The organism is Serratia sp. BIGb0163 (assembly GCF_024809935.1).
Classification (GTDB): Bacteria; Pseudomonadota; Gammaproteobacteria; order Enterobacterales; family Enterobacteriaceae; genus Serratia; species Serratia quinivorans.
On sequence record NZ_JANUDZ010000003.1, the window covers coordinates 23236 to 48198 of the forward strand.

The window sequence follows — 24963 nt, forward strand, 5'->3', positions numbered from 1 at the left end:
AAGCCATTATGAAAACGATCCTCGTACTGCTGGACGGGCTGAACTATCAGGTGGCGCATGACGCCATGGGCTATCTGCAGGCCGAATGTGCGGCAGGGCGCGGACGGTTATATCAATTGGAGAGCGAGCTTCCCTCGCTCTCCCGCCCGCTGTATGAGTGCATCCTCACTGGCGTGCCGCCGGTGGAGAGTGGCGTGGTGCATAACCAGGTATCGCGCCTCTCAGAGCAGCAAAGCGTGTTTCACTATGCGCGCGCCGCAGGGCTGACCACCGCTGCGGCCGCCTACCATTGGTTCAGTGAGCTGTATAACCGTACCCCGTTTGATGCCGCCCGCGATCGCCATACCGACGATGCCGAGTTGCCGATCCAGCACGGCCATTTTTATTACGACGACCGCTACCCGGATTCGCATCTGTTTGACGATGCCGAAAGCCTGCGCCGCCGTCATCAGCCCGATTTCTTGCTGATCCACCCGATGAACATTGATGATGCCGGGCACCGCTTCGGCCTGTCTTCGCCGCAATACCGCAATTCGGCGCGCAATGCTGACGGCGTGCTGTCGCGCTATTTGGCCGATTGGTTGGCCGACGGTTATCAGGTGATGGTTACCGCCGATCATGGCATGAATGACGATCGCAGCCACGGCGGCGTGTTGCCGGAAGAGCGTCAGGTGCCGCTGTTTGTCTTCGGCAGCGCATTTAGCCAAAACGATGCCGACCCGCAGCAAACCGACCTGTGCGGTACGTTGTGCGAGGTGCTGCAGGTGGCGCACGACAAGCCACGCTGCCGTGCGCTGTTGGCATAAGGGTGATTGGATGAAAGCCAAGTGGATTGCCGCCTTGTGCCTGTTGCCGTTTATCCTGCTGTTTGGTGCGTTCCAAATCGCGCCGCTGGTGTGGATTGCGGTCAGCAGTTTTTTCAGCCAAACCAGCGGCTGGGGGCTGGGCAACTATGTTGATGTGTTGACCTCGCCGTTCTATCTGCAGGCGTTTCAGTTCTCGCTGGAGATTTCTCTCTGGTCGAGCGTCTATGGGCTGTTAATCGCCCTGGTGGGCAGTTACTCACTGCGCCAACTGGGTCAGACGCGGTTCCATGATTTTGTGATGTCGTTTACCAACATGACCAGCAACTTCGCCGGGGTGCCGCTGGCGTTTGCCTTCGTCATCCTGCTGGGGCTGAATGGCTGTCTGACGCTACTGCTGCGCAAATACGGCCTGATGGAGAGTTTTAACCTTTACTCCAAAACCGGGCTGATTGTGCTCTACACCTACTTCCAGATCCCGCTCGGCGTGCTGCTGCTGTACCCGGCGTTTGATGCGCTGCGTGAAGACTGGCGCGAATCGGCATCGCTGCTCGGTGCCAGCCCGTGGCGCTATTGGCGGCATATCGGCCTGCCGGTGCTGGCACCGGCGCTGATGGGCACCTTTGTCATCCTGCTGGCCAACGCATTGGGTGCTTATGCCACTGTGTATGCGCTGACCACCGGCAATTTTAACGTTATCCCCATCCGGATCTCGGCGCTGGTGGCGGGGGACATCTCTCTCGATCCTAACCTGGCCAGTGCGCTGGCGATGCTGCTGGTGGCGATGATGGCGTTTATCACTCTGATCCATCAGTGGCTGCTGCGCAGGAGTTACCTCAATGCACGCTCATAATATTGCGGAGGGCGGCCATGTCGCGTTTTGAAACCGGCTATCACCGCGTGGTGAGCGGCTTGCTGCTGCTGATCCTGCTGTTACCGCTGGCGGCGACGCTGATTTATGCGCTGGCCACCCAATGGGGCGCGACCATACTGCCGGACGGTTTTACCCTGAAATGGCTGGTGACGTTATGGAGCGATCCGCGTTTCCTGCTGGCGCTGTGGCACTCGCTGCTGATCTGCTTTGGCACTTTGGTGCTGGCGGTGGTGGTGATTTTGCCGATGATGTTTGTGATTGCTTACTATTTCCCCAAGCTGGACGCGGTAATGAACGTGCTGATCCTGCTGCCATTCGCCGTGCCGCCAGTGGTGTCGGCGGTCGGGCTGATGCAACTGTTCGCCGCCGATCCGCTGCCGCTGCTGGGCACGCCGTGGATCCTGATTGGCTGCTACTTCTCTATCGCGCTGCCGTTTATTTACCGAGCCATCAGCAACAACATGCAGGCGATTAACCTGCGTGATCTGATGGATGCCGCGCATCTGCTCGGGGCCAGCACCTGGAAAGCGGCACTGTTGGTGGTGCTGCCGAACCTGCGCAAGGGCGGGATGATTGCCGTGCTGTTGTCGTTTTCTTTCCTGATTGGTGAGTTCGTCTTCGCCAACCTGCTGGTGGGCAGCCAGTATGAAACGCTGCAGGTTTACCTGTTTAACATGCGTAACGGCAGTGGCCATTTCACCAGCGCACTGGTCATTTCTTATTTCGCCGTGGTGCTGATCGTCACCTGGTTGGCGAATTTGCTGAATAAAAATAAGGGCTAACCCATGGCTTATCTCAACGTGACCCGCCTCAACAAACACTACGGCCAGACCCAGGTATTTCAGGATATCGATTTCACTGCCGAAGAAGGTGAGTTTGTCACTCTGCTCGGGCCGAGCGGCTGCGGCAAGTCTACGCTGCTGCGCTGTCTGGCGGGCCTGACTTCGGTCGACAGCGGGCAGATCCTGCTGCAGGGGCAGGATCTGGTGCCGGTGCCGCCGCAAAAACGCGGTATCGGCATGGTGTTTCAGAGCTATGCGCTGTTCCCGAACATGACGGTTGAAGGTAACGTGGCATTCGGCCTGAAAATGCAAAAGCTGGCGACCGGGCAGATCCAGCAGCGGGTGCAGGAGGTGCTGGCACTGGTGGAACTGACCGAACTGGCGAAGCGCTATCCGCATCAGCTTTCCGGCGGCCAGTGCCAACGGGTGGCGCTGGCACGATCCCTGGTGACGCGTCCACGTTTGTTACTGCTCGATGAACCGCTCTCGGCGCTGGATGCCCGTATCCGCAAACATCTGCGCGAACAGATCCGTCGGATCCAGCGTGAGCTGAACCTGACGGCGATCTTTGTCACCCACGATCAGGAAGAGGCGCTGACGCTGTCGGATCGCATCGTGCTGATGAACAAGGGGCAAATTGTACAAAGTGGCGATGCGGAAACCTTATACACTCAACCGGCTGACGTTTTCGCCGCCGGGTTTATCGGCAACTACAATCTGCTGAGCGCCGAACAGGCGTCGGTTTTGACCGGCAACACTTATCGCGGTAAGGTGGCTGTTCGCCCGGAGTCCATGACCTTACTGCCTGCCGGGCAGGGTATCGCCGCCACTATCCTCAACCACAGCCTGCTGGGCAACGTGGTGCGCTATCGGGTTAAGGCCCGCGGCGTAGAGTTGCTGGTCGACGTGCTCAACCGTTCGGTCGAGGATTTGCGGCCCGACGGCAGTGAAATTGGACTACACTTAGAAACTGTTACATTACGGGAAGTTGCATGACATTTTCCCGCTGACAAACGGAATTTCCCTTCCCTTCAGCGGCAGTCTGCAACCCGTTGCCGCTGTTCTGCTCTTTTAACGCCCGGCAGAACGGTTGCCTTGCTGGCGTTTAGGGAGCGTATTTTTCGTGTTGACCCTTCTTCATCTGCTCTCTGCGGTGGCGCTGTTGGTGTGGGGTACCCACATCGTGCGCACCGGGATTATGCGGGTCTATGGCGCTAATTTGCGTCGAGTATTGAGTGACAGCGTGCAGAAAAAGCCGCTGGCGTTCGTCTCAGGTATCGGCGTGACCGCGCTGGTGCAAAGCAGCAACGCTACTGCGCTGCTGGTGACCTCTTTCGTCGCACAAGGGCTGGTGGGGCTGACGCCTGCACTGGTGATCATGCTCGGTGCCGACGTTGGTACCGCGCTGATGGCGCGCATCCTGACCTTTGATCTCTCCTGGCTGTCCCCGCTGCTGATCCTGGTCGGCGTGTTCCTGTTTCTCAGCCGCAAGCAAACTCGCGTGGGCCAAATGGGCCGAGTGTGTATTGGCCTGGGGCTGATTGTTCTGGCGCTGGAGCTGATCGTGGCTGCCGCAACGCCAATCACCCAAGGGGCAGGGGTGAAGGTGCTGTTCTCGTCACTGACCGGTGATGTGATGCTGGATGCCCTGACTGGCGCGTTGTTCGCCATTGTCAGCTATTCCAGTCTGGCGGCGGTGTTGCTGACGGCAACCCTGACCGCCTCCGGCGTGATTTCGCTGAAAGTGGCGCTGTGCCTGGTGATCGGTGCCAATCTTGGCAGTGGTCTGCTGGCGGTGATTAACACCAGTGGCCAGAATGCCGCCGGCCGTCGGGTGGCGTTAGGCAGCCTGCTGTTCAAGCTGATCGGTTGTGTGCTGGTGCTGCCCTTTGTCTCTTATCTGGCTGATGCGATGGCTCGGCTGCCCGGTGGCAACGAAGAGTTGGTGATTTATTTCCACGTGTTCTACAACCTGATCCGCTGCCTGATACTGATCCCGCTGGCCGGGCCGATGGCGCGGCTGTGCGAAACGCTGATCGCCGACGTAGCGGCTGACGATCCCCGGTTGCGACCACGGCATCTGGATGCCAGCGCGTTGGATACGCCGACGCTGGCGTTGGCCAATGCGGCGCGTGAGACCCTGCGCATGGGGGATGTGGTAGAACATATGATGATCCTGCACCGCGAAGTGCTGCACGGCAAGATAGGGCAGGATAAAGAGGTGCGCCGGTTGGACGATGACGTTGATGTGCTGTACACCGCCATCAAGCTGTATCTGGCGCAGATCCAGAAAGAGGAACTGGGCGAAGAGGATTCGCGACGTTGGGCAGAAATCATCGAAATGGCGCTCAACCTGGAGCAGGCCGGGGATATTATCGAACGCATGACCGGCGATATTGCGTCGAAGTCACTTGCGGCGCGGCGGGCGTTTTCAGCCGAAGGATTGGCGGAGCTGGACACGTTGTATGAGCGACTGATTGGCAATCTGCGGTTAAGTCTTTCGGTGTTCCTGTCCGGTGACCTCACCAGCGCCAAGCGGCTGCGACGCTCCAAGCACCGCTTCCGTATTCTGGATCGCCGCTACGCGCATGCGCACGTCGATCGCCTGCACCAACAGAACGTGCAAAGCATCGAAACCAGTTCGCTGCATCTGGGGCTGCTGGGTGACATGAAACGTCTGAATTCCCTGTTCGCAGCGGTGGCGTATAACGTGCTGGATCAGGATGAGAAGGATGACGAGCGTGAGTGGGAGGACACCCCGAGCACGCTATAAAAAATGCCCCGGCTGAAACCTGCTGCCAAAGGCATTGCTTAAATAGGCGTCTCCCTCTCCCGAAGGAGAGGGGACCATTTACCGCCAGTTATTTACCCGAAAAGACTCCTGCCTTGGCATCGGCGGCCTGGTTGTTGATATAACCACCGACCGGGGTCTCCAGGTTCACCACGCTTTTTCCGGCGATGCCCAGCAGTGCGCCGGCCGAGGCGGCCGCATCGAGGTGGCCGCCACCCTGATAGCGATTGCCCGCCACGTCCTGTTGCTCCAGCTTGCCGTTACCCAGCGTCACCTCGCCTTGTTGGCTGCGGATCTCGCCGCCTGTCAGATGGGTGTTGCCCTGCACGTTCAACGTCACGTCATTTTTCCCGCTGATGGCGGACTGCACGCCAACCGCATCGTTATTGACCACGTCGGCGTTGACCTTGAACTGGCCCTGTAGCCCTGCGGGGCCGGTCAGGCTCTCTTTGGACTTGTTGCCGAGGAAGCGAGCGCCGCGATCCCACAGCGGGGCCTTCTCTTTTTCGCCGACCAGCGTTTCCGGCAGGGTGACTTTGCTATCGGCCTTGCTGAAACTGACCGCGCCGGTGGTATCCTGTTTGGGATCGAGACGACGGGCCACGCTGTTGTACTTGTCGGTAGTGGCGTCAGCGACCTTGTTGATGCCGCCCTCCAGCTTCTCCTTCACTTTACCGGCATAGTGCGGCGTGCCCACTTTCGACAGTTTGGAGGTGATGCTGCTGGCCGGATCGTTGGTGTGGCTCAGGCCGACGTCCACGTTGACCTTGACGCTGCTTTCGCTGTCTTTACGGCTCTTGACGTGCAGATCGCCACCGACGTTGCCCTGTACGCGATCGGCATCGATTCGCGCGCCGGCCAGGGTAGTGTCCTTGCCACTGTTGAGCGTCACTTCGTCGGCGCTAATCAGGCTGTTGCCCTGGGTCGTTTTCTGCAGCTTATCGACGCCGACCTTCACTCCGGCACCCAGAGTATGGGTGTCGCTGCCGCTGGTGGTGTCAACCTTGCCGTTGGCATCCTTGTTGAAGGATTGGCCGCCTTTGACGTTGGCCTTCAGCCCCAGGTTCCAGTTGTTTTTCTGCTCCTGATTTTGCGCCGACTCTAACACCACACTGCCGTGTTCGGCATTCAAGGCGACGCTGCTGCCTTTGACCTCGGTTCCCTGCAGGTGCAACGCCTGGTCGCCATTGCCTTTGGCGGTAATGTTCACTGCGCCGCCGCTGGTGATTTTGCCGCCCTGTTGAGTCGTGGAGGACTCATCGACCTTGGCAATGTCAAATGCGCCGCCGAGGGAAATGACGCCCGCACTTTTTTTGTCGTTGTCGGTGCTGATACCACCAATATCGATATTACCTGACAGCGTGTCGTCCTTACGCGTTTGGTGCGACTTGGCTGCCTGTATTGCGACCTTTTCGCCTGCCTTCAGCGAGACGTCACCCTGGCTGGTAACCGTGCTGCCTTGCAGCGTCAGCCCACGACCGGCCTCAAGCTCTACGCCCTGCTTCCCGCCGAGGTGGCTGACCTGTGCGCTGCTGCCATCGCTCGCCCCTTTGCTGTGACCGCCGCCCAGCCCGGCGCCGAAGCTTTTGGTTTCCGGTGAGGTACCGCCTTTGGCCGACACTTTGACATTGAAGCCGCTGTGGCTTTCATGGTTGCGATCGGTGGCCTGCTCGAAACGGATGTTGCCGTCTTCCGCTTTCACCTGTGCCTTACCCTTACCGGCATCCAGCGAGGTACCCTGATACACCGCGTCCTGCTTGACCTTGATATCGATGCCATTGGCGGCGGTGATGCTGCCGGTAACGGCCTGGCTGCCGCCGCTTTCGCTGCGTTTATTGCCGCCTTCACCTTTGGCATCCACGGTCAGATCGCTGCCGGTGGTGGTATAAACGCGCACGCTGGCGCCGCCGCGGGTTTCGCTGTTGCTTTCCTGCCGACTGTTTTGCGCCGCTTCACTTTGGTGGCTGTCTGCCGTCAGCGTTACGCTCCCCTGGCTGGCCTGGTATTTTGTTCCGCTATCCTGCAGTTTGCCGCTGGCGGATATCTCAATATCCCCGGCGGTAATGGTGCTGACCACGGCCTGCGAACTGCTGCTGCGCTTTTCGCTGCTGCCGCCATTGGCGCTGATATCCAGCCCGACATTAGGTGCGCCGATGCCGCCGATCTCGTTAATTACACCGTTGGCGTCCAGCTTCGCGGCTTTCCCTACCGCGCGCTCAACCGGGCGGGTGACGGCGCTGTAATCAATGTTGGCACTGATATCCACGCCGACGTCGGTTTTGCGGGTGTGGCTGCTTTCGCTGTCGATAGCGGCCAGATGGGCGATGCTGTCGGCATTTTCCTGATATTTACCGCCCACCTGGTGCTGGGCACCTTGTTGGGTCAGCTTGTCCTTGGCGTTAATGGTCAGATTGCCGGCAATGTCACTGCCCGAAGTCACAGCCTTGCGGCTTTCCGAGTGTGTTTTGCTGTTCTCGTAACCGCCTTCGATACCGGAACCGACTTTATCTATGCCACCGGTGTAATAAAAACCGCCGCCAATTTTGGTTTTCTCGGTGTCGCTGGTGGTCTTGTTTTCCGCCGCCAGGAAGGAGACGTTGTCGCCGCTGACGCTGGCATCACCCTTAGTGGTCACCAGTTTGGAGCCGGTGAAAGTCACGTCTTTATCCGCTTTCAACGCTACGCTGCCGCCACTGAGCATCGAAGACTGTTGCTCGCTGCGGGTGGTTTTCTCGCTGTCGCTGGTATGTTCAATTCGTAGGCCGGCGCGGTATTGCTTATCACCTTGCTCTTTGGCATAACCGTTGACAGTCAGCGCGGTTTTCTGCTCATCAATGCGTTGCTGCTGCTCTGCGGCGCTGACGTTGATATTGCCACCGGCATTGATGTCCAGCTTGCCGACGCTGGTCACCTTGCTGCCCACCACGTCGGTATCCTTTTTACTGACCAACTGCAGGTTGGTATCGGAAACCAGCTCACTGGCGGTGGACTGTTGGTAACTGTTGTTGGATTTTTGCGAACTGCTGGTGATGTTAAAGGCAGTGCCGGTGCGGGCATTGACCTTGTCGACGTTGGTACTGAGCGCGTTGTCGATCCGCAGGCCACCTTCACTGGCTTCGACAAACCCCCCCTGTTTGCCTTTCACCTTGCTGCCGGTAATGGTGACGCCCTGCTGCCCGTTCAGCCGCAAAATGCCGTCGGCTGTCAGTTCGGAGGCGTTGCTGATCTCGCGAAGGTTGCTGTTGTCCTTGTTGTTACCGCCGCCAATCCCGCCCCATGAGGTTTTATTGTCGCGGACGGTCTTCGCATTGGCGGATTTTTGCACGTTGATATTGATTTGGTCCTTGGCGTCGACCGTCAGGTTACGTCCCGCATGGACTTTGGCCCCCTGGGCCTGCAGATTGTTGCCGGCCGTGAGCGTCAGATCGCCGCCGCTATACAAATCGCTGGCCTTCAGGCTTTCGGTCTCCTGGCTGTTGTACCAACTGCCGGTGCGCAGGCTGGAGGTATGGTTGCGCTGATTACCGCGTTCGCTGGATTTATTCTTCTCGACCAGCCCGCTGAGCTGCACGTCGCGCTTGGCCTCGATTTTCAACGTGTCGCCCGCCGTGATCGTGGTGCCAAGCAGCTTCACATCCTGTTTGGTGGCGGTCAGCGTGGCATTCTTTGTGGCGCTGATGGTGCTGCCGATCTGCTGATGCTGTTCATTATCACGGCTGACGTTGTACTTCCAGGAGTAGAACCATTGGTTGTCGGTGTCGCCCTGAGCCTGTTTCAGTTGCTGACCGTCGAGCGTCAGGCTGGCACCTTGCAAGCGGATCTCTTCACCTTGAATATCGACGGCGCTCAGGTGGTTGCTGTTATCGGCCAGCAGGCTGATGTTTTTACCTTTCAGCTCAGTGCGGGTCAGTCGTTGGCTGTTGTTGTAGCCGCCGATGTAGATGCCGCCGCGATAGTTTTGGTAGTTATCACCGCTGGTGCGGCTGGTGTCGTAGTTACTGACCTTGCTTTGGGTACTGATGTTGTGGGCTTTCACCCGGATCTCTTCGCTGCCCTGCAGTTGGCCCGCCAGCCTCACACCGCTGCCGGTTCGGGTATGGACGATATTGATGCGGCCTGCCTGCATGCTGCCAAGATAGTAGCTGTCCGTTGTGCCGAAGAACTGCTCCCAGTATGTGATCTCAGGTTGCTCGCTGCTGAGCACCTTTGCATCGCGCGATACGCGGTTGTTGCCGCTGATGGCATTGATATCTGAGACACTTTTGTTGCTTTTCTGATCGTAGACCGGGTTGACGATCACCTCGCCGTAGCTGGTGATTCTCGGTGCGATCAAATCCAGCACGCCAGCGGCGTTGAGTTTGCCATCCAGGCTCAGGGTGTGGCGATTACCCAGCGTGCTGTAGCCCTGCAGCATGCCGTTTTCCACCAGCGGGTTGCCCACCACCAGTGATGAACGGCTGGTATTGATAAAACCGCAGCCGTTACAGCTAATGCCGTTCGGGTTGGCCAGCACGTAGTCGGCCGCCATGCCGAAGATTTCCTGCTGGCCGAGCAACAGTGATGGATTGCGGCTGATCACTTCGTTGAGGATCACGCTGGCCGCCTGATTGTTCAGGTTCGGGTTGGCACCCAACTGCCCGGCCAACTGAGACTGCCCGGCGTTGAGTGAGTTATTCAGCACCGCGCCTGGCTGGTTGACGTTGAAATCCTGATACTGGTTATGCGACAGCCCGTGGTCATTCGGGGTCACGATATTCACCACCTGCGCACCGTTACCGGCAGTGGTAACACCGGGTCCGTTAGCGCCGTTGGCCGCCACGATCTCAGCGGCGTAACCGTTGCCGAGCGAGGTGAGAATGATCGCCAGTGAAGCGGCCAACTTACCCGCCGCCGAAAGCCTGAAGTTATTATTTTTCATCCATGTATCTCCATATATCGCTGTGGTAGTGCAAGAAAACGCTGACTAAAAGGTGTACGAAAAGCGCGCCAGTACCTGGACGGGATCGTCGGGCATGGCGTGACTGGACAGTAGCCAGCCACGGCTGGCTTCGACGTCGAGCGACGCCCGCTGGTAACGCAGAGTGGCGCCGGCACTCAGACCTGCGCTGCTTTGCCAGCCAGAGGGGCGATTGTCACGCGGCAGCACCCGGCCGACATCGCCACCAATGCGCGGGGTGAGGATGCTTTGGCCCAGGTTGAAGCTGCGAGACAGGGTATTTTGCAGATACCAGCCGTTATCGCCGGACAGCGTGCTGCGGCTGAAACCGCGGATCGCGCTGCGGTCGGTCAGGCTGAGCCATTCCACGCCGGGCAGGCGATCGCGGCTGTATTGCCCGTAAAGCAGGTTACTGAGCTGGTAGCTGGAACCGGCCAGGGTGAAACGTTGGTTGAGGTTGGCAAACAGCTTGCCCTTGGTGAATTGGGCATCGGGCAGCCCGGCACCGCCGTGGCTGTCGGCCCCAAACCACGGCAATCCTTGTTCTACGCTGAGGTTGGCGCTGAGCAGCCCGCCAGGCAGGATCTGCAAGTGGTTAACGCCCAGTTCGAACAGGCTGAGCGTCGGGCTGCCGAGGCCGATACGCACGGTGTCGAAATAGTTATTGATGCGCTTATGGGTTAGCTGACCGCTCAGGGCGTTGATTTGATCGCGATCGCGGTAAAACACATAGTCGCCGCGCAGGCCGTACTGCTGGGTCTGGCCGTGCAGCTTATAGCTGTTGAACACCAACTGCTGGCGGTTCATGTATTGCGAATAGCTGGCAAAGCCGCTGAAGGTAAAGGCGCCGTAGGGCAGGGAATAGAGCAGGGTATAGGCGCGGTTGTAGCGCTGCGATGGGTCTTTCAGCGTGCCGGCGACGTTCAGACTGACAAAGTCCGACAGGCCGAATGGACTGTCCAGCGTTGCCGTGCTGCGCGCTAACCACTGGCCGGTATTTTTTTGGCCATAATTGTCCAGGGTGGTAGACAGCAACCAGGGTTTGGCATGTTGGTTGTGCAAGCGAATAATGGAGCCGCCGGTTTGGCTGCCCGGCAATATATCCAAGCGGGTTTTGTTCGATTGCAAACGATTGGCCTGATCCAATCCTTGGTCGAGCTGAGTTAATTTCAGCGGCTTACCTTCCAGTCCGGGGAATAATAATTGGCTGTTAACCCAACGATCGCCACCTTCTATTTTCTCGATAAATCCTTCGGTCACCCGCAGCCCTAATTCCCCCTCGGCATTAGGGCGAATAAACTGTACGCGGGCGGTGATATAGCCTTTATCAAGATATAAACGGGTTAATTCGCGCGCCAGGCGGTTGATGTCATTACTGCTGATGCAACGTGGTGGCAGTGCGCTGAGCGCCGCCAAATCTTTCGCCGACAGCAGGGTAATGCCTTGCAGATATACGCCATCGATGGGCAGGCACTGGGCCGAACGCGGTAATGCCGGGGGCGCAGGCTCGGGTTCTGCCAGTAATTGCTGCTGTTTAAGCTGTCGGTAGCGGCGTTGTTCTATCTGTTGATTCACTTCACGCGTGCCGTCTTGCAGGGCGCGGCGTGATTCGCCCATCGGCGAAAAATGCTCCATTTCCGGCAGGGTAGCGGCGGGGAGTGCGGTGCTGAACAGCAACGCCAGTGCGACGGTTTTTTTAATCATTTTAATCCATTATGAGAAGCCAGCGGGGTGGCCTGCTCAATCCATGAGGTCAAGAAACGGACGGCCAGAGGCCGGCCCGAAACAGCGAGCGACAAGCACATTGCGTGATATCTCGATTTGCCGCAGGCAAATTAAGACGGTGGGTATTTATCTAAATAATAATTAGGCTGCTTGTTTTAATTTTCTGATTCCTTTAGTTAATTAACTAAAAAAAGTAATTAACCTGTCCGTTATTTAAACTTTATCGGCACGGATGGGAAGAATCTGAATTTTTATTTTGTCTGGGGATAATAGAGGCTGGGGGTAATTCTGACAATCCGACCAGTGGGAAATACGAAATTTCGCAGAAGGGGTGGGGCGCAGTTATTTTGCGCCCCAGAGTGAAATTACTTTTTGTCGGTCGGCCGACCGGACCAGTAACCCGCCAGCAGTGAACCGGACAGGTTATGCCACACAGAGAACAGCGCACCCGGCAGCGCGGCCAGCGGTGAGAAGTAGATTTTGCCCAGCGTTGCCGCCAGCCCGGAGTTCTGCATGCCGACTTCAATCGCCAGCGTACGGCAGGTGGACTCGTCAAAGCCAAACAGCTTGCCGCCCCAGTAACCGCTCAGCAGCCCGATGGCGTTATGCAGGATCACCGCGATGATCACCACCAGCCCGACCGAGGCGATATGGCTTTGGCTGCCTGCCACTACGGCACTGATGATCGCCAAAATACACACCATCGACAGCGCCGGCAGAATAGGCTCAATGCGTTTGACGGCTTTGGTAAAGGTGTGATGGACGATCAACCCCAGACCAATCGGGATCACCACGATCTGCAGAATGCTCAGCAGCATGCCCATCACATCGACGCTGATCTCGGTATCAACGTATAAGCGGGTCAGCAACGGCGTGGCGAACACGCCCACCAGCGTGGAAACCGCCGAGATGGTTACCGACAGTGCCACATCGCCTTTTGCCAGATAGATCATGACGTTGGAAGCCGTGCCGCTGGCCACGCTGCCAACCAGCACCATACCGGCGGAAAGATCCGGCGGCATGTGGAACAGCATCGCCAGCAGCCAGGCCGCCAGCGGCATGATCAGGTAATGCAGAAAGATCCCGGCGGCTACCGGGCCAGGCCGGGACAGCACGCGCTTGAAGTCATCCAGCCGCAGCGTGACGCCCATGGCGAACATGATCAACATCAACAGCGGGCTGACGTAGGGGCCGATACCGGTAAAGCTGGTGGGCGTGAAGTAGGCGGCGACGGCGAGCAGCACCGCCCACAGGGGGAATAATCGGGTAAATTTTGCCAGCATGAATGAGGTTTTCCTTAGCCAAATAGAACGATGGGATGGAGTTGTGTTTTTTTGCGAGTTCAGCGGACTGAACCCCTACGATTATGAACTGATTTTTTAGATGTAGGGGCGCAGCATGCTGCGCCCGCAAGGGATGATAATAGTTTATTCGAACAGATTGTGATGCAGGGTGCGTACCACTTGCTCGGCGTCGTTGCCGGGCACCAGGAAGCACAGGTTATAGCTGCTGGCACCGTAGCAAATCATGCGGATATTGAACGGATCGAGCACGCCAAACACTTCCTTGCCGACGCCGCAGGCCTGGGAAAGTTTGTTGCCAATCAACGCCACCAGCGCCAGGTTTTCCTCCACTTCTACCCGACACAGTGATGAAAGATCGGTCAGCAACGAGGTGGTCAGCGGGCTGCCACCGGTATTGGTAGAGCCGGTAGTGTCCATGGTCAGCGCGATACTGACTTCAGAAGTGGTGATCAGATCCACCGAGACATTATGGCGCGCCAGAGTGTTGAACACTTCGGCCAGGAAACCGCGTGCGTGCAGCATGTTGAGGCTGTGCAGTGTCAGCAGGGTTTGCTTGCGGCGCAGCGCCAGTGCGCGGAACAGCGGCGGATTCTCGGTGGTATTACACACCAGGGTCCCACCGGCGGCCGGATCCTTGCTTGAACCGACAAACACCGGAATATCGCAGCGCACCGCCGGCAACAGGGTCGCCGGGTGCAATACTTTCGCACCGAAGGTCGCCATTTCTGCCGCTTCTTCGAAGGTAATTTTATCAATGCGTTTCGCCGCCGGAACCACGCGCGGATCGGTGGTGTAGATGCCCGGCACGTCGGTCCAGATATCCACCCGGCTGACGCTCAGCGCTTCGCCCAGCAGTGCGGCGGTGTAATCGCTGCCGCCGCGGCCCAGCGTGGTGGTGCGGCCTTTCGGCTCGCTGCCGATAAAGCCCTGGGTCACCACCAGCGCTTCTTGCAGGCGCGGTTTGAGCAGCGATTGGGCTAATTGGCTCAGCGCTGCGGTGTCCGGTGTGGCACGCCCGAAGTGGTCATCGGTGTGCATCACTTTACGCACGTCAAACCATTCCGCCTGCACCTGGCGAGCGCGCAGGACCTCCACAAACAGCAGGGTAGACATCAGTTCGCCATGGCTGACCAGTTCGTCGGTCAATGCCGCCGAGTTTGCCAGCGACGCCGCTTCGGACAGCATGGCGATGTTTTCCAGCATGCGGTCGATTTCTTCGCGGACAACCGCCGGATTATCGAGACGATCAAGGATAGCGTATTGGATGCGACGGATTTCATCGAGCTGGAAATGGCGTTTGTCGGCATCGCTGCCTTCGGCCAGAGCCACCAACAGGTTGGTGACGCCCGCAGAAGCGGACAAGACCACCAGGCGTACGTCCGGATTGGCGAGTACGACGTCGGCGCTGCGGTTCATGGCTTCATAGTCAGCAACGCTGGTGCCGCCGAATTTGGCGACAACGGTGGAATTCTGGGGTGCTGCTTGGTTCATGTAAAAACCTCGTGTCAGGGTGGCTCTATTCAGAGAGCGCTTTTTTCATAGCCTTGGCACAAGGGAGGAGCGATAAGCAGGGGGCAGACGTAGAGGTTAACGCTACGATACACCCAGAAGCGCCCCACCTTGCTGATTGCCCCTACGGACAATCCCTGGTGACAACTCAGGGGATTCAGCCCCTGTAGTCGATACGATGAATGCCGCACATCACCTTACCTCGGCGTCGCTCCCCCTCAAGCGCCGTCATTGGACAACGGCTCCTCTGACACTCTACCTGGGCGACGCACCTCTTCTGGCTTGCGCACCGGGTGCGCAAGTAGGCTGTTAGGAATAGCCGGTAATCGCGCTGCTGTCAACGTCCGGACGTTGAGGGATTTTCATCTTGTACCAGTGCAATCAGCGTACAGGGCATCGCCGGGACGAAACCGGTACCGATCGGCTGCAAAGTGCCGTCCTCGCGCTGACTGAATAGCGGAATAACGCCCTGATGTTTCTCAAGATATTCCAGCCAGCCAAAGTTCTCGTTCAGCTTGGTGGCCTTGATGGTCGCCCCCTGGGCGATCAGACTGCTTAAGCGGCCATAAGTGGCTTCTTGATTAAATAAAACCTCATGCCGACGAAAGCGCGAGCTTTCACCACTGTTGCCGCGACCTTTCAGCGGGGCACCGGAGCGGATGGCGAACACCTGCCCGTCGCCAAAAATATGGCCAAAGTGATAGACCGCCAGCGCATTCTGATGGCGGTTGGGCGACAGCGCCAGCACCTGCGCAGTATCGCTGAGATCGAGGTAGTTCTCGGCATGTTCGGAGTAAGCATGGCCATAATAGGCGGGGATGCCGTCCATACGCGCCTGGCGGTAATACTCCCAACTGCTGTCGGTGACGATCACCGGGATATTCATTTTTATCAACGCCTGCGCCAGCATGCGCGCCACGCTGTTGGCGCCGACGATCAGCACGCCGCGCGGTTTTTGCTGCTGTACCCGCAACCAGCGTGCCATCATGCTGCTGGTCAGGCTTTGCAGCACCACGGTACCGATGATCACGGCGAACACCACGGTCACCAGGCGATCGGCTCCTGGATAACCGCTGCGTTGCAAGGTCAGGGCGAACAGTGAACTGACCGCCGCAGCAACGATACCGCGTGGCGAAATCCAGCACAGCAGCAGCCGATCGCGCCAGTGCAGGGAGGAGCGCCAGGTCGACACCGCAATACACAGCGGCCTTGCAATAAACTGCACCACCAGCAGCAGGCCCAGCAGCGGCCAGCCCATATTCCACAACGCCAGGATATCAAGCCGTGCCGCCAAAATGATAAACAGCGCCGAAATCAGGATCGCCGACAGCTCTTCTTTAAATGCCAGGATGTCGCTGGTATCGACATCGCGCATATTGGCCAGCCAGATGCCCATCACCGTGACGGTCAGCAGGCCGGACTCGTCGGCAATGGCGTTGGACAGGCCAAAAGCGGTGAGCATAATTGCCAGCACCGCCAGGTTTTGCAAGTAGCCCGGTAGCCAGACACGGCGTAGCGCCACGCCCAGCAGGTAACCGAACAGTGCGCCGGCCACCAGACCGACGGCGGCGGTAATGCCCAGGGTGTAGAACAGGTGGGTGTAAGATTCCGAATGCTGTTTCAGTACGATAAATTCAAACACCAGCAGGGTGAAGATAGCGCCGACCGGGTCGATCACTATCCCTTCCCAGCGCAGCACCTGGTTGATATTGGCGTTGGGTCGCACCACCCGCATCAGCGGGGCGATCACCGTCGGGCCGGTGACCACCGTTACCGCACCGATCAGCGCCGCCAGTTCGGGCGGAAAGTCCAGCAGCCACCAGCAGGCCACGCCAATCACCAGGAAGGTCATCAGCATGCCGATGGTTACCAGGTTGCGCACTACGCCACCCAGGCCACGAATTTCCTCGACCCGCAGCGTCAGCGCGCCTTCGAACAGAATAATGGCGACCGACAGCGACACCAGCGGGAACAGCAAATCGCCAAACAGCGCGTCCGGCTGGACCCAATGCACCACCGGGCCCAGTACCACGCCAAACACCAGCAGCGGCAGAATGGCCGGCAGGCGTAACAGCCAGGCCAGCCACTGCGCCAGCAGCGAACTCAATCCAATAACCACCAACATCAACGGGGCAGATAATTCCATAGTCATGTCCTTCGTGTTTCAAACCGCAGCCTGATTGGCCGCGCATCCTTAGCCTAATTACGTCAATGACGTGGTGATAACCTGACACAGTTTAGTGACAGTTAACTAACCCTGATAACAGGCTGTTATCCAAAAGTATAGGGGAAGAGCTGAAACGATGCGGCGGCGTTTGACAGTTAGCGCCTATCGCAAGAAAAGAGATCATAATCACAGTCGAACAGGCTACAATCGGACAACCACGTCATCTTTATTCTCAAGCCTAAGAGTGTTGCTATGAAAAATATCAATCCTAGTCAAACCGCTGCTTGGCAAGCCCTGCAGCAACATTTCGAACAGATGAAAGATGTACAGATCAGCGATCTGTTTGCTCAGGACAAAGAGCGTTTCTCCAAGTTCTCTGCCACCTTCAACGATCAGATGCTGGTGGACTACTCTAAAAACCGCATTAGCGCGGAGACCCTGGAGAAGCTGCAGGCACTGGCGAAAGAAACCGATCTGCAAAGCGCGATCAAATCCATGTTTGCCGGTGAGAAAATCAACCGTACCGAAGACCGTGCGGTGCTGCACGTTGCCCTGCGCAACCGCAGCAATACCCCAATTATCGTGGACGGCAAAGACGTGATGCCGGAAGTGAACGCGGTGCTGGCCAAAATGAAACAGTTCTGCGACCGCGTGATTGGCGGTGACTGGAAAGGTTACACCGGCAAAGCCATTACCGACGTGGTGAACATCGGTATCGGCGGTTCTGATCTCGGCCCTTATATGGCGACCGAGGCGCTGCGCCCTTACAAAAACCACCTGAATATGCATTTTGTCTCCAACGTTGACGGCACCCATATCGCCGAAACGCTGCAGCCACTGAACCCGGAAACCACCCTGTTCCTGGTGGCGTCCAAAACCTTCACTACTCAGGAAACCATGACCAACGCCCACAGCGCGCGCGACTGGTTCCTGAGCACTGCCGGTGACCAAAAACACGTGGCGAAACACTTTGCTGCGTTGTCCACCAACGGCAAGGCGGTGGGCGAGTTCGGTATTGATACCGCCAACATGTTCGAATTTTGGGACTGGGTCGGAGGTCGTTATTCCCTGTGGTCGGCGATTGGCCTGTCGATTGCTTTGTCGCTGGGCTTTGATAACTTCGAACAACTGCTGAGTGGCGCGCATGCGATGGACCAACACTTCGCACAAACTCCGGCAGAGAAAAACCTGCCGGTGCTGCTGGCGCTGATCGGCATCTGGTACAACAATTTCTTCGGTGCAGAAACCGAAGCTATCCTGCCTTACGACCAGTACATGCATCGTTTTGCTGCTTATTTCCAGCAGGGCAACATGGAATCCAACGGTAAGTATGTCGATCGCAACGGCAACCCGGTGGATTACCAGACCGGCCCAATCATCTGGGGCGAGCCAGGCACCAACGGTCAGCACGCGTTTTACCAGTTGATCCATCAGGGGACCAAACTGGTGCCTTGCGACTTTATCGCACCGGCCATCAGCCACAACCCGCTGAGCGACCACCACGCCAAACTGCTGTCGAACTTCTTCGCACAGACCGAAGCGCTGGCGTTCGGTAAATCGCTGGAAGTGGTAGAGGCCGAGTTTGCCGCACAGGGTAAAACGCCGGAAGAGGTCAAGCACGTGGCGCCGTTCAAGGTGTTTGAAGGCAACCGCCCGACCAACTCCATCCTGCTGCGTGAGATCACCCCGTTTAGCCTGGGCAGCCTGATTGCCCTGTATGAACACAAGATCTTCACCCAGGGCGCGATCCTGAACATCTTCACCTTCGACCAATGGGGCGTGGAGCTGGGCAAGCAGCTGGCAAACCGCATCCTGCCGGAACTGGCGGGTGACGAAGCGGTCAGCAGCCATGACAGTTCAACCAATGCGCTGATCAACCGCTTTAAAGAATGGCGTTAATTACCGCCTGAATTGATGCCAATAAAAAACCCGCCGCGGCGGGTTTTTTTACATCTGAACGATTACAGATCGATTGGCACTTCGAAACTGATGCCTGCGCCCACGTCATCGGCGGTGCTGGCGTTGTTATCGGTGTACCACAGGCTGGTATCGAATTTGACCTGGGAAGGAAGGGTGTAACCCCAGCCGAGCTGAATGCCTTTCAGCGTGTCAGATTTCGGGAAGGCCTGGTTAACATTCTGACTTTTAGGATTAACTTTTGCGTATACCAAACGGGTGCTCCAGCGTTGCCCGTCATCTAGCACCATCTCTACGCGACCGGAAAGCATTTGACCATTTGCCCCCATCGGATGCCCTAGTGGGTAGCCTTGTTGGTAGTAACCACCTTTATAAACATAATGGTTATACATGATGTAATCATTTTTGCCATTTGAACGAGAGTCAGCCCCTTCAATGTGCCAGTTGATAGTTGTTGGACCCCATTCAGGATGACCTTCTAGCCCAAGCAAGTACCCATTGTGTGAAGGCAGCATGCCAGCTTCATCTTCACCAATTATTTGTCCGTAAAAACTAACAGGTAGGCCGATTAACGGTTGCAGCTTCATTTTGAAGTCGAATCCGCCCAGTTGGTTACCGGGATCATTTTTTATATCACCGGTGTTGTCTTTACCAATAACCCCGTCCCAGAATGAACTCCAGGAATGCGGGCGGCCATCTCCCCCCCACATCATGATGCGCGAAGCGCCCAGCTCGAGGAAGTTGGTTGGCATCATAGTCAGACGGCCACCAATCAATTTGGTATCGGGTACGGAAGTGTACTGTGACAGCTGGCCGGCGGTCAGTTGGTACTGCCAACGGCCAATCCACGACAGCCAAGGGGTTTCAAACGGTGATTGATCGGCACGTTGCAGCATAAAACCGGCAACCGGGCGTGCGGCGTCGGAACGAATCAGGCTGCCGTCATAGCCCGGTCCCCACCATTGGGAAACCTCGCCAAAGGACAACCATTGGTTCCAGATTTTCACTGCACCATAGGAGCCGTTCAGGTTGAATTTGGAGCCGTCGCTGACGCGCTGATCGCCCTCGACCGAACCCTGAACGCGCACGTCCCAGAACTCGCCGTTGGCACCGGCACCGATAGTCAGGCTTTGGTCAGCATATTGGTTCTGGCCGAAGCCCTGTGGCGTGCCCGGTTTGTCGGTGGCAGCGTAGCCGCTGACGCGAATATTGGCTTTTAAGTCACCGACGCGGCGTTGAACGCGGTCGAGAACGTTTTTCTCGGTATTGGTTACCGGTTTGGCCTGTGAAATTACGGAACTGATTTCTTCCTGGCTTAGTGGCCAGGTGGACAGGCTGACGTTGATGACGCCACGGTCGGACAGCCAGGCGAGGTCATTACGCAGGTCATTATCAGGGGTTACCAATCCGCTGGCATGGCCGCTCAATGCACAGGTAAACAGGCCTGCGGCGACCAGTCCGTTAAGTTTAGCGCGCATAAATATTCCCTTGTTAATTCAAGTTGTTTGTTTTATGTAAAGATCTATGACCCATCATAGTGGACATTTCAATTTGCTACAAATATATCCATATGAAACATTAAATTGTAACTGGTTGAATAGTATTTATTTTTTTTAGGCCCTGCGCAGATGTTAATTTTTAAGATAATGCCTATGTTAGGATGCGTGAATAACTACAGTGGTATTTATGGGGAATATTTATGGCAAAAACCTCTCGTTCGGTGATGATCGCCAAAGGGTTGCAACGGGTGTTGAACGTGGGGCTGTTGCTGCTGGCGGCGATCCTGATCGTCTTTTTGGTGAAAGAAACCATTCATTTGGCGAAAGTCTTATTTGTAAACAACGAGGAATCGACGTCCTATTTGCTGATTGAAGGGATTGTGATTTACTTCCTCTACTTTGAGTTTATCGCCTTGATTGTGAAGTATTTTGAATCGGGTTATCACTTCCCGCTGCGCTACTTTATTTATATCGGCATCACCGCGATTATTCGTTTGATCATAGTGGATCATGAAAACCCAATAGATACGTTAATTTATTCTGCCGCGATATTGTTGCTGGTGGTGACGCTTTATCTGGCTAACACCGACCGTTTAAAAAGAGAGTAAATACCCGTTGCCTTTCAAGCTGCAGCGTTGTTACCTGCACTCAGTTATGTGGCCCGTCCATGGGCCACACCCCTTTGGGGCCGCTGCAAGCAGCGTTCAAATCTGCTCCCGGCAGATTTGTCACCCCAGTTACTTACTCAAGTAAGCGCCTGGGGATGAGTGATCTGGGCGCCTAGCTGCAACTTGAAATTCATAGGGTATAAATAAAAATGGCGGCCCGCAGGGGCCGCCGAAGACACAGGTATTGATCGGAAAGAACTGAAGTACATCAAGCGTATTGCAGTGGCACAAAACTAACCTTTCACCCCACCGGCCGTCAGGCCACCGACCAGCCAGCGCTGCGCCAGCAGGAAGACGGCGGTAATCGGAATCGCTGACAGCACCGCCGCAGCGGCAAAGTCGCCCCACAAATAGTTCTGCGGGTTCAGATATTGCTGCATCCCAACCGCCAGCGTATAGCTGTTGACGTCGCGCAACAGCAGTGAGGCCACCGGCACCTCGGTGATGGCGGCGATGAACGACAGAATAAACACCACCGCCAGAATCGGCACCGACAGCGGCAGCAGCACTAGGCGGAAGGCTTGCCACGGGCTGGCCCCGTCCAGTGCCGCCGCTTCTTCCAGCGAATTATCGATGGTTTCGAAATAGCCCTTGATGGTCCAGACGTGCAGCGCGATGCCGCCCATATAGGCGAAGATCACACCGCCGTGGGTGTTCAAACCGATAAACGGAATGTATTGGCCCAGACGATCGAACAGGGCGTACAGCGCCACCAGCGACAGTACCGCCGGGAACATCTGGAAAATCAGCATGCTTTTCAGCAGGGTGCTTTTACCGCGAAAACGCATGCGGGCAAAGGCATAGGCACAGGTGGTAGACAGCGTGACGATGCCGATGGCGGTGATCACCGCGATCTTGATCGAGTTCCACAGCCACAGCAGGACCGGGAACGGCGGTGGTGTGACGCTGCCATCGGCGTGCGTCACGCTCATGCCGAGTGCCAACCGCCAGTGATCCCAGGAAATTTGTTCCGGTATCAGGCTGCCGGTGGCGAAGTTGCCAGAGCGCAGCGAGATAGTGACGACCATCAGCAGCGGGAACATGATCAGGGCGATAAAGCACAGCATCAGTGCATGGGTTATCCACAGGCGCAGACGCTGGGATTTGGGTTGGACCATAGCCATTATTTTTCTCCCTAGTCGAAGTTCATCTTGCTGGCTTTCAGATTCAGGATCGCCAGGGCGCCCACCAGCAGGAAGATCAGCGTGGCAATTGCCGCCGCCAGCCCGAAGTCCTGTCCGCCGCCGCCTTCGAAGGCGATGCGGTAGGTGTAGCTGACCAGCAGGTCGGTATAACCGGCCGGCGTGGTGGTACCGATCATGTCCGGCCCGCCGTTGGTCAACAGTTGGATCAGCACGAAGTTATTAAAGTTGAAGGCGAAACTGGCGATCATCAGCGGCGTCAGCGGTTTAATCAGCAGCGGCAGAGTGATGCGGAAAAAGTTCTGCATCGGGGTGGCGCCGTCCATCGCCGAAGCCTCGTAAAGGTCGTCCGGGATCGCCTTCAGCAGCCCCATGCACAGGATCATCATGTACGGATAACCCAGCCAGGTATTGACGATCAAAATCATGCTTTTGGCGGTGACAGGGTCGCTGAACCAGGCCGGTTTGATACCGAACAGATGGCTGAGCATCATGTTGATTTCACCGAAGCTTTGGTTGAACAACCCCTTGAAAATCAGAATCGAAATAAACGACGGCACCGCGTAGGGCAGTATCAGCATCACGCGATAGATTGCTTTGCCTTTCAGCGCTTCCCACTGCACCACGCAGGCCAGCACCATGCCTACCGCCACGGTGAGGATCACGGTCATCACCGAGAACACGATGGTCCAGATGAAGATCGACACGAACGGCTTCTTGATACCTTCGTCCTGCAACACACGCAGGAAGTTTTTTCCGCCAATGGTGACGGTATAGCCCGGACTTAGCGTTTCTTTTGCCCAGTTACCGTCGGCATTCACCGCCTGATAAAAGCCAATCTCCGGGTTCGGCCGGTATTGAATATGGGTCTGTTGGTCGGTCAGCGCATTGCTGTCCTTATCCAGTGCGTAAAGCGGGCTGGCACCGGAAAACTGGCGCAGGGAACTCATGCGCAGCTCACCGCCGTCCGGTAATTGTGCCACCAGTTGGCTCAGTGCCTGACGATTTTGAGTGATCACCCGCAGCGTGGCGCGCTCGCCTGCCGGTTCGGCGCTTTCTTCGACCAGTTTTAGCGTTTGCGGTGCGTTGGCATCAAAGCTGAAAGGCTGGGAAATCAGCTGCTGGCCGTTGTCCGGGTGGGTTAACTGCAGATGCCAGCGTTGGTTTTCCGCCGGATACAGGCCGAAGGTAAAGGTCTTGCCGGTCTGGAATTGACGTTGCATCAGCACCGACTGGGCGCGCTCAAAGGTGAGCTGATTGGTGCTGCTGTAGTTGGTAAAGGCGATGGCGATAGTGCAAATCAGCGGAAACAGGACAAACAGCCCCATGCCGGCGATGCCAGGATAAACGTAGCGCCAGGCATAAGCGCGGCGGTTAGCGAAGACGTAAAGCCCGGCGCTGACCAGAATCAGCGTCAGAATGGCAAACAGGTATTCACCCTGTGCATACATCAACACAATCAGATAGCAGGTAACCAGGCTGAACAGGCCGATAACCAGCCATTTCAGTATGTCACTCTGCCACCACTTCGACTTTTTGCGCGCAGGTGAACCGGCGTGAGCTAATTGCATAGGGCGTTCCTTTCTGTGAAGCCACAGCGGGGTGCCTGTCTGCACCCCGCACAACATAGTGTGTTACTTGGTGATACGGGTTTGTACGTCATCCAGCGCGGCTTTCACCGTCTGGCGGCCGCTGACGGCGTTGATCACCGCACTGCGCTCGGCATACCAGAAGGCGCTCATCTGCGGGATATTCGGCATGATTTCGCCGTTCTGTGAGTTCTCCATGGTGGCGGCAATCTTCGGATCTTTCGCCAGTTGTTCCTGATAGGACTTCAGCGCTACAGCGCCCAGCGGTTTGTCCTTGTTGACGTCCGCCAGCCCTTCGTTGGTCAGCAGGTAGTTTTCCAGGAATTCGGTCGCCAGTTCTTTGTTCGGGCTGGCTGCGTTGATCCCTGCGGTCAGTACGCCGACGAAAGGTTTGGAAGGCTTGCCTTTAAAGGTTGGCAGCAGGGTCACGCCGTAGTTGATTTTGCTTTGTTCGATGTTTGACCAGGCCCATGGGCCATTGATGGTCATCGCGGTCTGGCCTTTATTGAACGCGGCTTCGGCAATCGAGTAATCGGTATCGGCGTTGATGTGTTTGTTTTTCACCAGATCGACGATGAACTGCAGGCCTGCCTGTGAACCGGTATTGGCCACGCCTACGTCCTTGATGTTGTACTTGCCGTTCTCATACTTGAAGGCATAACCGCCGTCGGCAGCGATAATCGGCCAGGTGAAGTAGGGTTCTTGCAGGTTCCACATGATGGCGCTCTTGCCTTTGGCGCGCAGCTCTTTGTCCAGCGCCGGGATCTCTTCCCAGGTTTTTGGCGCCTGTTTGATCAGGTCTTTGTTATAAATCAGCGACAGCGCTTCCACCGCGATCGGGTAGCCGATCAGCTTGCCGTCGTAGCGCACCGCGTCCCAGGTGAATGGGAACAGTTTGTCCTGGAAGGCTTTGGAAGGATGGATTTCGGCCAGCAGGCCCGACTGCGCGTAGCCGCCAAAGCGGTCATGGGCCCAGAAGATAATATCCGGGCCGTCGCCGGTGGCGGCAACCTGTGGGTATTTCTCTTCCAGCTTATCCGGGTGCTCGATGGTGACTTTGATACCGGTGTCTTTCTCAAATTTTTTGCCGACCTCGGCCAGGCCGTTATAGCCCTTATCGCCGTTGATCCAGATAACCAGTTTCCCTTCCTCGATCTTGGCGAAGGCGGAAGAAGAAAGCACCAACGTGGTCAGAGCCGAAAGCACCAGTGTGCGGGCGGTGGTAAAGCTGCGAGTCATAATCCAATCCTTCTTTTT

The 24963-nt window shown here is 56.9% G+C and carries 16 protein-coding genes and 1 riboswitch; of the genes, 7 read left to right on the top strand and 9 right to left on the bottom strand.

Going from position 1 to position 24963, the window contains the following annotated elements:
* Positions 1-8: 8 nt before the first annotated feature.
* The 5 genes from M2406_RS13205 to M2406_RS13225 all read left to right on the top strand — a co-directional run bounded on the left by M2406_RS13205 (position 9) and on the right by M2406_RS13225 (position 5232).
* Complete coding sequence (locus tag M2406_RS13205; protein ID WP_112362610.1) at positions 9-806, top strand: alkaline phosphatase family protein; 798 nt, start codon at positions 9-11, stop codon at positions 804-806.
* Between the two features lie 10 nt (positions 807-816).
* Entirely contained in the window at positions 817-1656 is an 840-nt protein-coding gene (locus M2406_RS13210; RefSeq protein WP_012147180.1) for an ABC transporter permease subunit, read from the top strand.
* Between the two features lie 17 nt (positions 1657-1673).
* The gene (locus tag M2406_RS13215) at positions 1674-2459 is read left to right on the top strand and encodes an ABC transporter permease (protein ID WP_012147179.1); all 786 of its coding nucleotides are present in this window, start codon (positions 1674-1676) and stop codon (positions 2457-2459) included.
* A 3-nt stretch (positions 2460-2462) separates the two neighbouring features.
* Entirely contained in the window at positions 2463-3455 is a 993-nt protein-coding gene (locus tag M2406_RS13220) for an ABC transporter ATP-binding protein (protein ID WP_012147178.1), read from the top strand.
* A 127-nt stretch (positions 3456-3582) separates the two neighbouring features.
* The gene (locus M2406_RS13225) at positions 3583-5232 is read left to right on the top strand and encodes a Na/Pi cotransporter family protein (protein ID WP_012147177.1); all 1650 of its coding nucleotides are present in this window, start codon (positions 3583-3585) and stop codon (positions 5230-5232) included.
* Between the two features lie 88 nt (positions 5233-5320).
* Here M2406_RS13225 and M2406_RS13230 read toward each other — a convergent pair whose 3' ends face one another.
* From M2406_RS13230 to M2406_RS13250, 5 genes are all read right to left on the bottom strand, one after another.
* A complete protein-coding gene (locus M2406_RS13230) occupies positions 5321-10168 on the bottom strand; it encodes a hemagglutinin repeat-containing protein (protein ID WP_259190305.1) in 4848 nt (1615 codons plus the stop codon).
* Between the two features lie 45 nt (positions 10169-10213).
* Positions 10214-11890, bottom strand: a complete 1677-nt coding sequence (locus tag M2406_RS13235; protein WP_259190306.1) for a ShlB/FhaC/HecB family hemolysin secretion/activation protein — start codon at positions 11888-11890, stop codon at positions 10214-10216.
* Between the two features lie 386 nt (positions 11891-12276).
* Positions 12277-13194, bottom strand: a complete 918-nt coding sequence (gene panS, locus M2406_RS13240; protein WP_259190307.1) for a ketopantoate/pantoate/pantothenate transporter PanS — start codon at positions 13192-13194, stop codon at positions 12277-12279.
* Positions 13195-13338: 144 nt separating this feature from the next.
* Positions 13339-14706 (bottom strand): lysine-sensitive aspartokinase 3, encoded by a 1368-nt coding sequence (lysC, locus tag M2406_RS13245; RefSeq protein ID WP_259190308.1) that lies wholly within the window; start codon positions 14704-14706, stop codon positions 13339-13341.
* Positions 14707-14815: 109 nt separating this feature from the next.
* Positions 14816-15009: riboswitch (Lysine riboswitch) on the bottom strand.
* Between the two features lie 52 nt (positions 15010-15061).
* A complete protein-coding gene (locus M2406_RS13250) occupies positions 15062-16870 on the bottom strand; it encodes a sodium:proton antiporter (protein WP_259190309.1) in 1809 nt (602 codons plus the stop codon).
* Between the two features lie 273 nt (positions 16871-17143).
* Between M2406_RS13250 and pgi the strand changes: the two genes are divergently transcribed.
* Entirely contained in the window at positions 17144-18790 is a 1647-nt protein-coding gene (gene pgi, locus M2406_RS13255) for a glucose-6-phosphate isomerase (RefSeq protein WP_017894221.1), read from the top strand.
* A gap of 62 nt (positions 18791-18852) precedes the next feature.
* Here the strand turns inward: pgi and M2406_RS13260 are convergent, their stop codons facing one another.
* Positions 18853-20286, bottom strand: coding sequence for a capsule assembly Wzi family protein (locus M2406_RS13260; RefSeq protein WP_012147170.1), 1434 nt, complete (start codon positions 20284-20286; stop codon positions 18853-18855).
* A 221-nt stretch (positions 20287-20507) separates the two neighbouring features.
* On the opposite strand from M2406_RS13260, the gene psiE reads away from it, so the two are divergent.
* Complete coding sequence (psiE, locus tag M2406_RS13265) at positions 20508-20915, top strand: phosphate-starvation-inducible protein PsiE (RefSeq protein WP_012147169.1); 408 nt, start codon at positions 20508-20510, stop codon at positions 20913-20915.
* Between the two features lie 293 nt (positions 20916-21208).
* On the opposite strand, the gene malG is transcribed toward psiE, so the two are convergent.
* The 3 genes from malG to malE all read right to left on the bottom strand — a co-directional run bounded on the left by malG (position 21209) and on the right by malE (position 24945).
* A complete protein-coding gene (gene malG / locus M2406_RS13270) occupies positions 21209-22099 on the bottom strand; it encodes a maltose ABC transporter permease MalG (protein WP_012147168.1) in 891 nt (296 codons plus the stop codon).
* 11 nt (positions 22100-22110) lie between these two features.
* Positions 22111-23688 carry a maltose ABC transporter permease MalF gene (gene malF, locus M2406_RS13275; RefSeq protein ID WP_259190311.1) on the bottom strand — a complete coding sequence of 526 codons (1578 nt, stop codon included), beginning with the start codon at positions 23686-23688 and terminating at the stop codon, positions 22111-22113.
* 63 nt (positions 23689-23751) lie between these two features.
* Entirely contained in the window at positions 23752-24945 is a 1194-nt protein-coding gene (gene malE, locus M2406_RS13280; RefSeq protein ID WP_012147166.1) for a maltose/maltodextrin ABC transporter substrate-binding protein MalE, read from the bottom strand.
* Between the last annotated feature and the right edge of the window lie 18 nt (positions 24946-24963).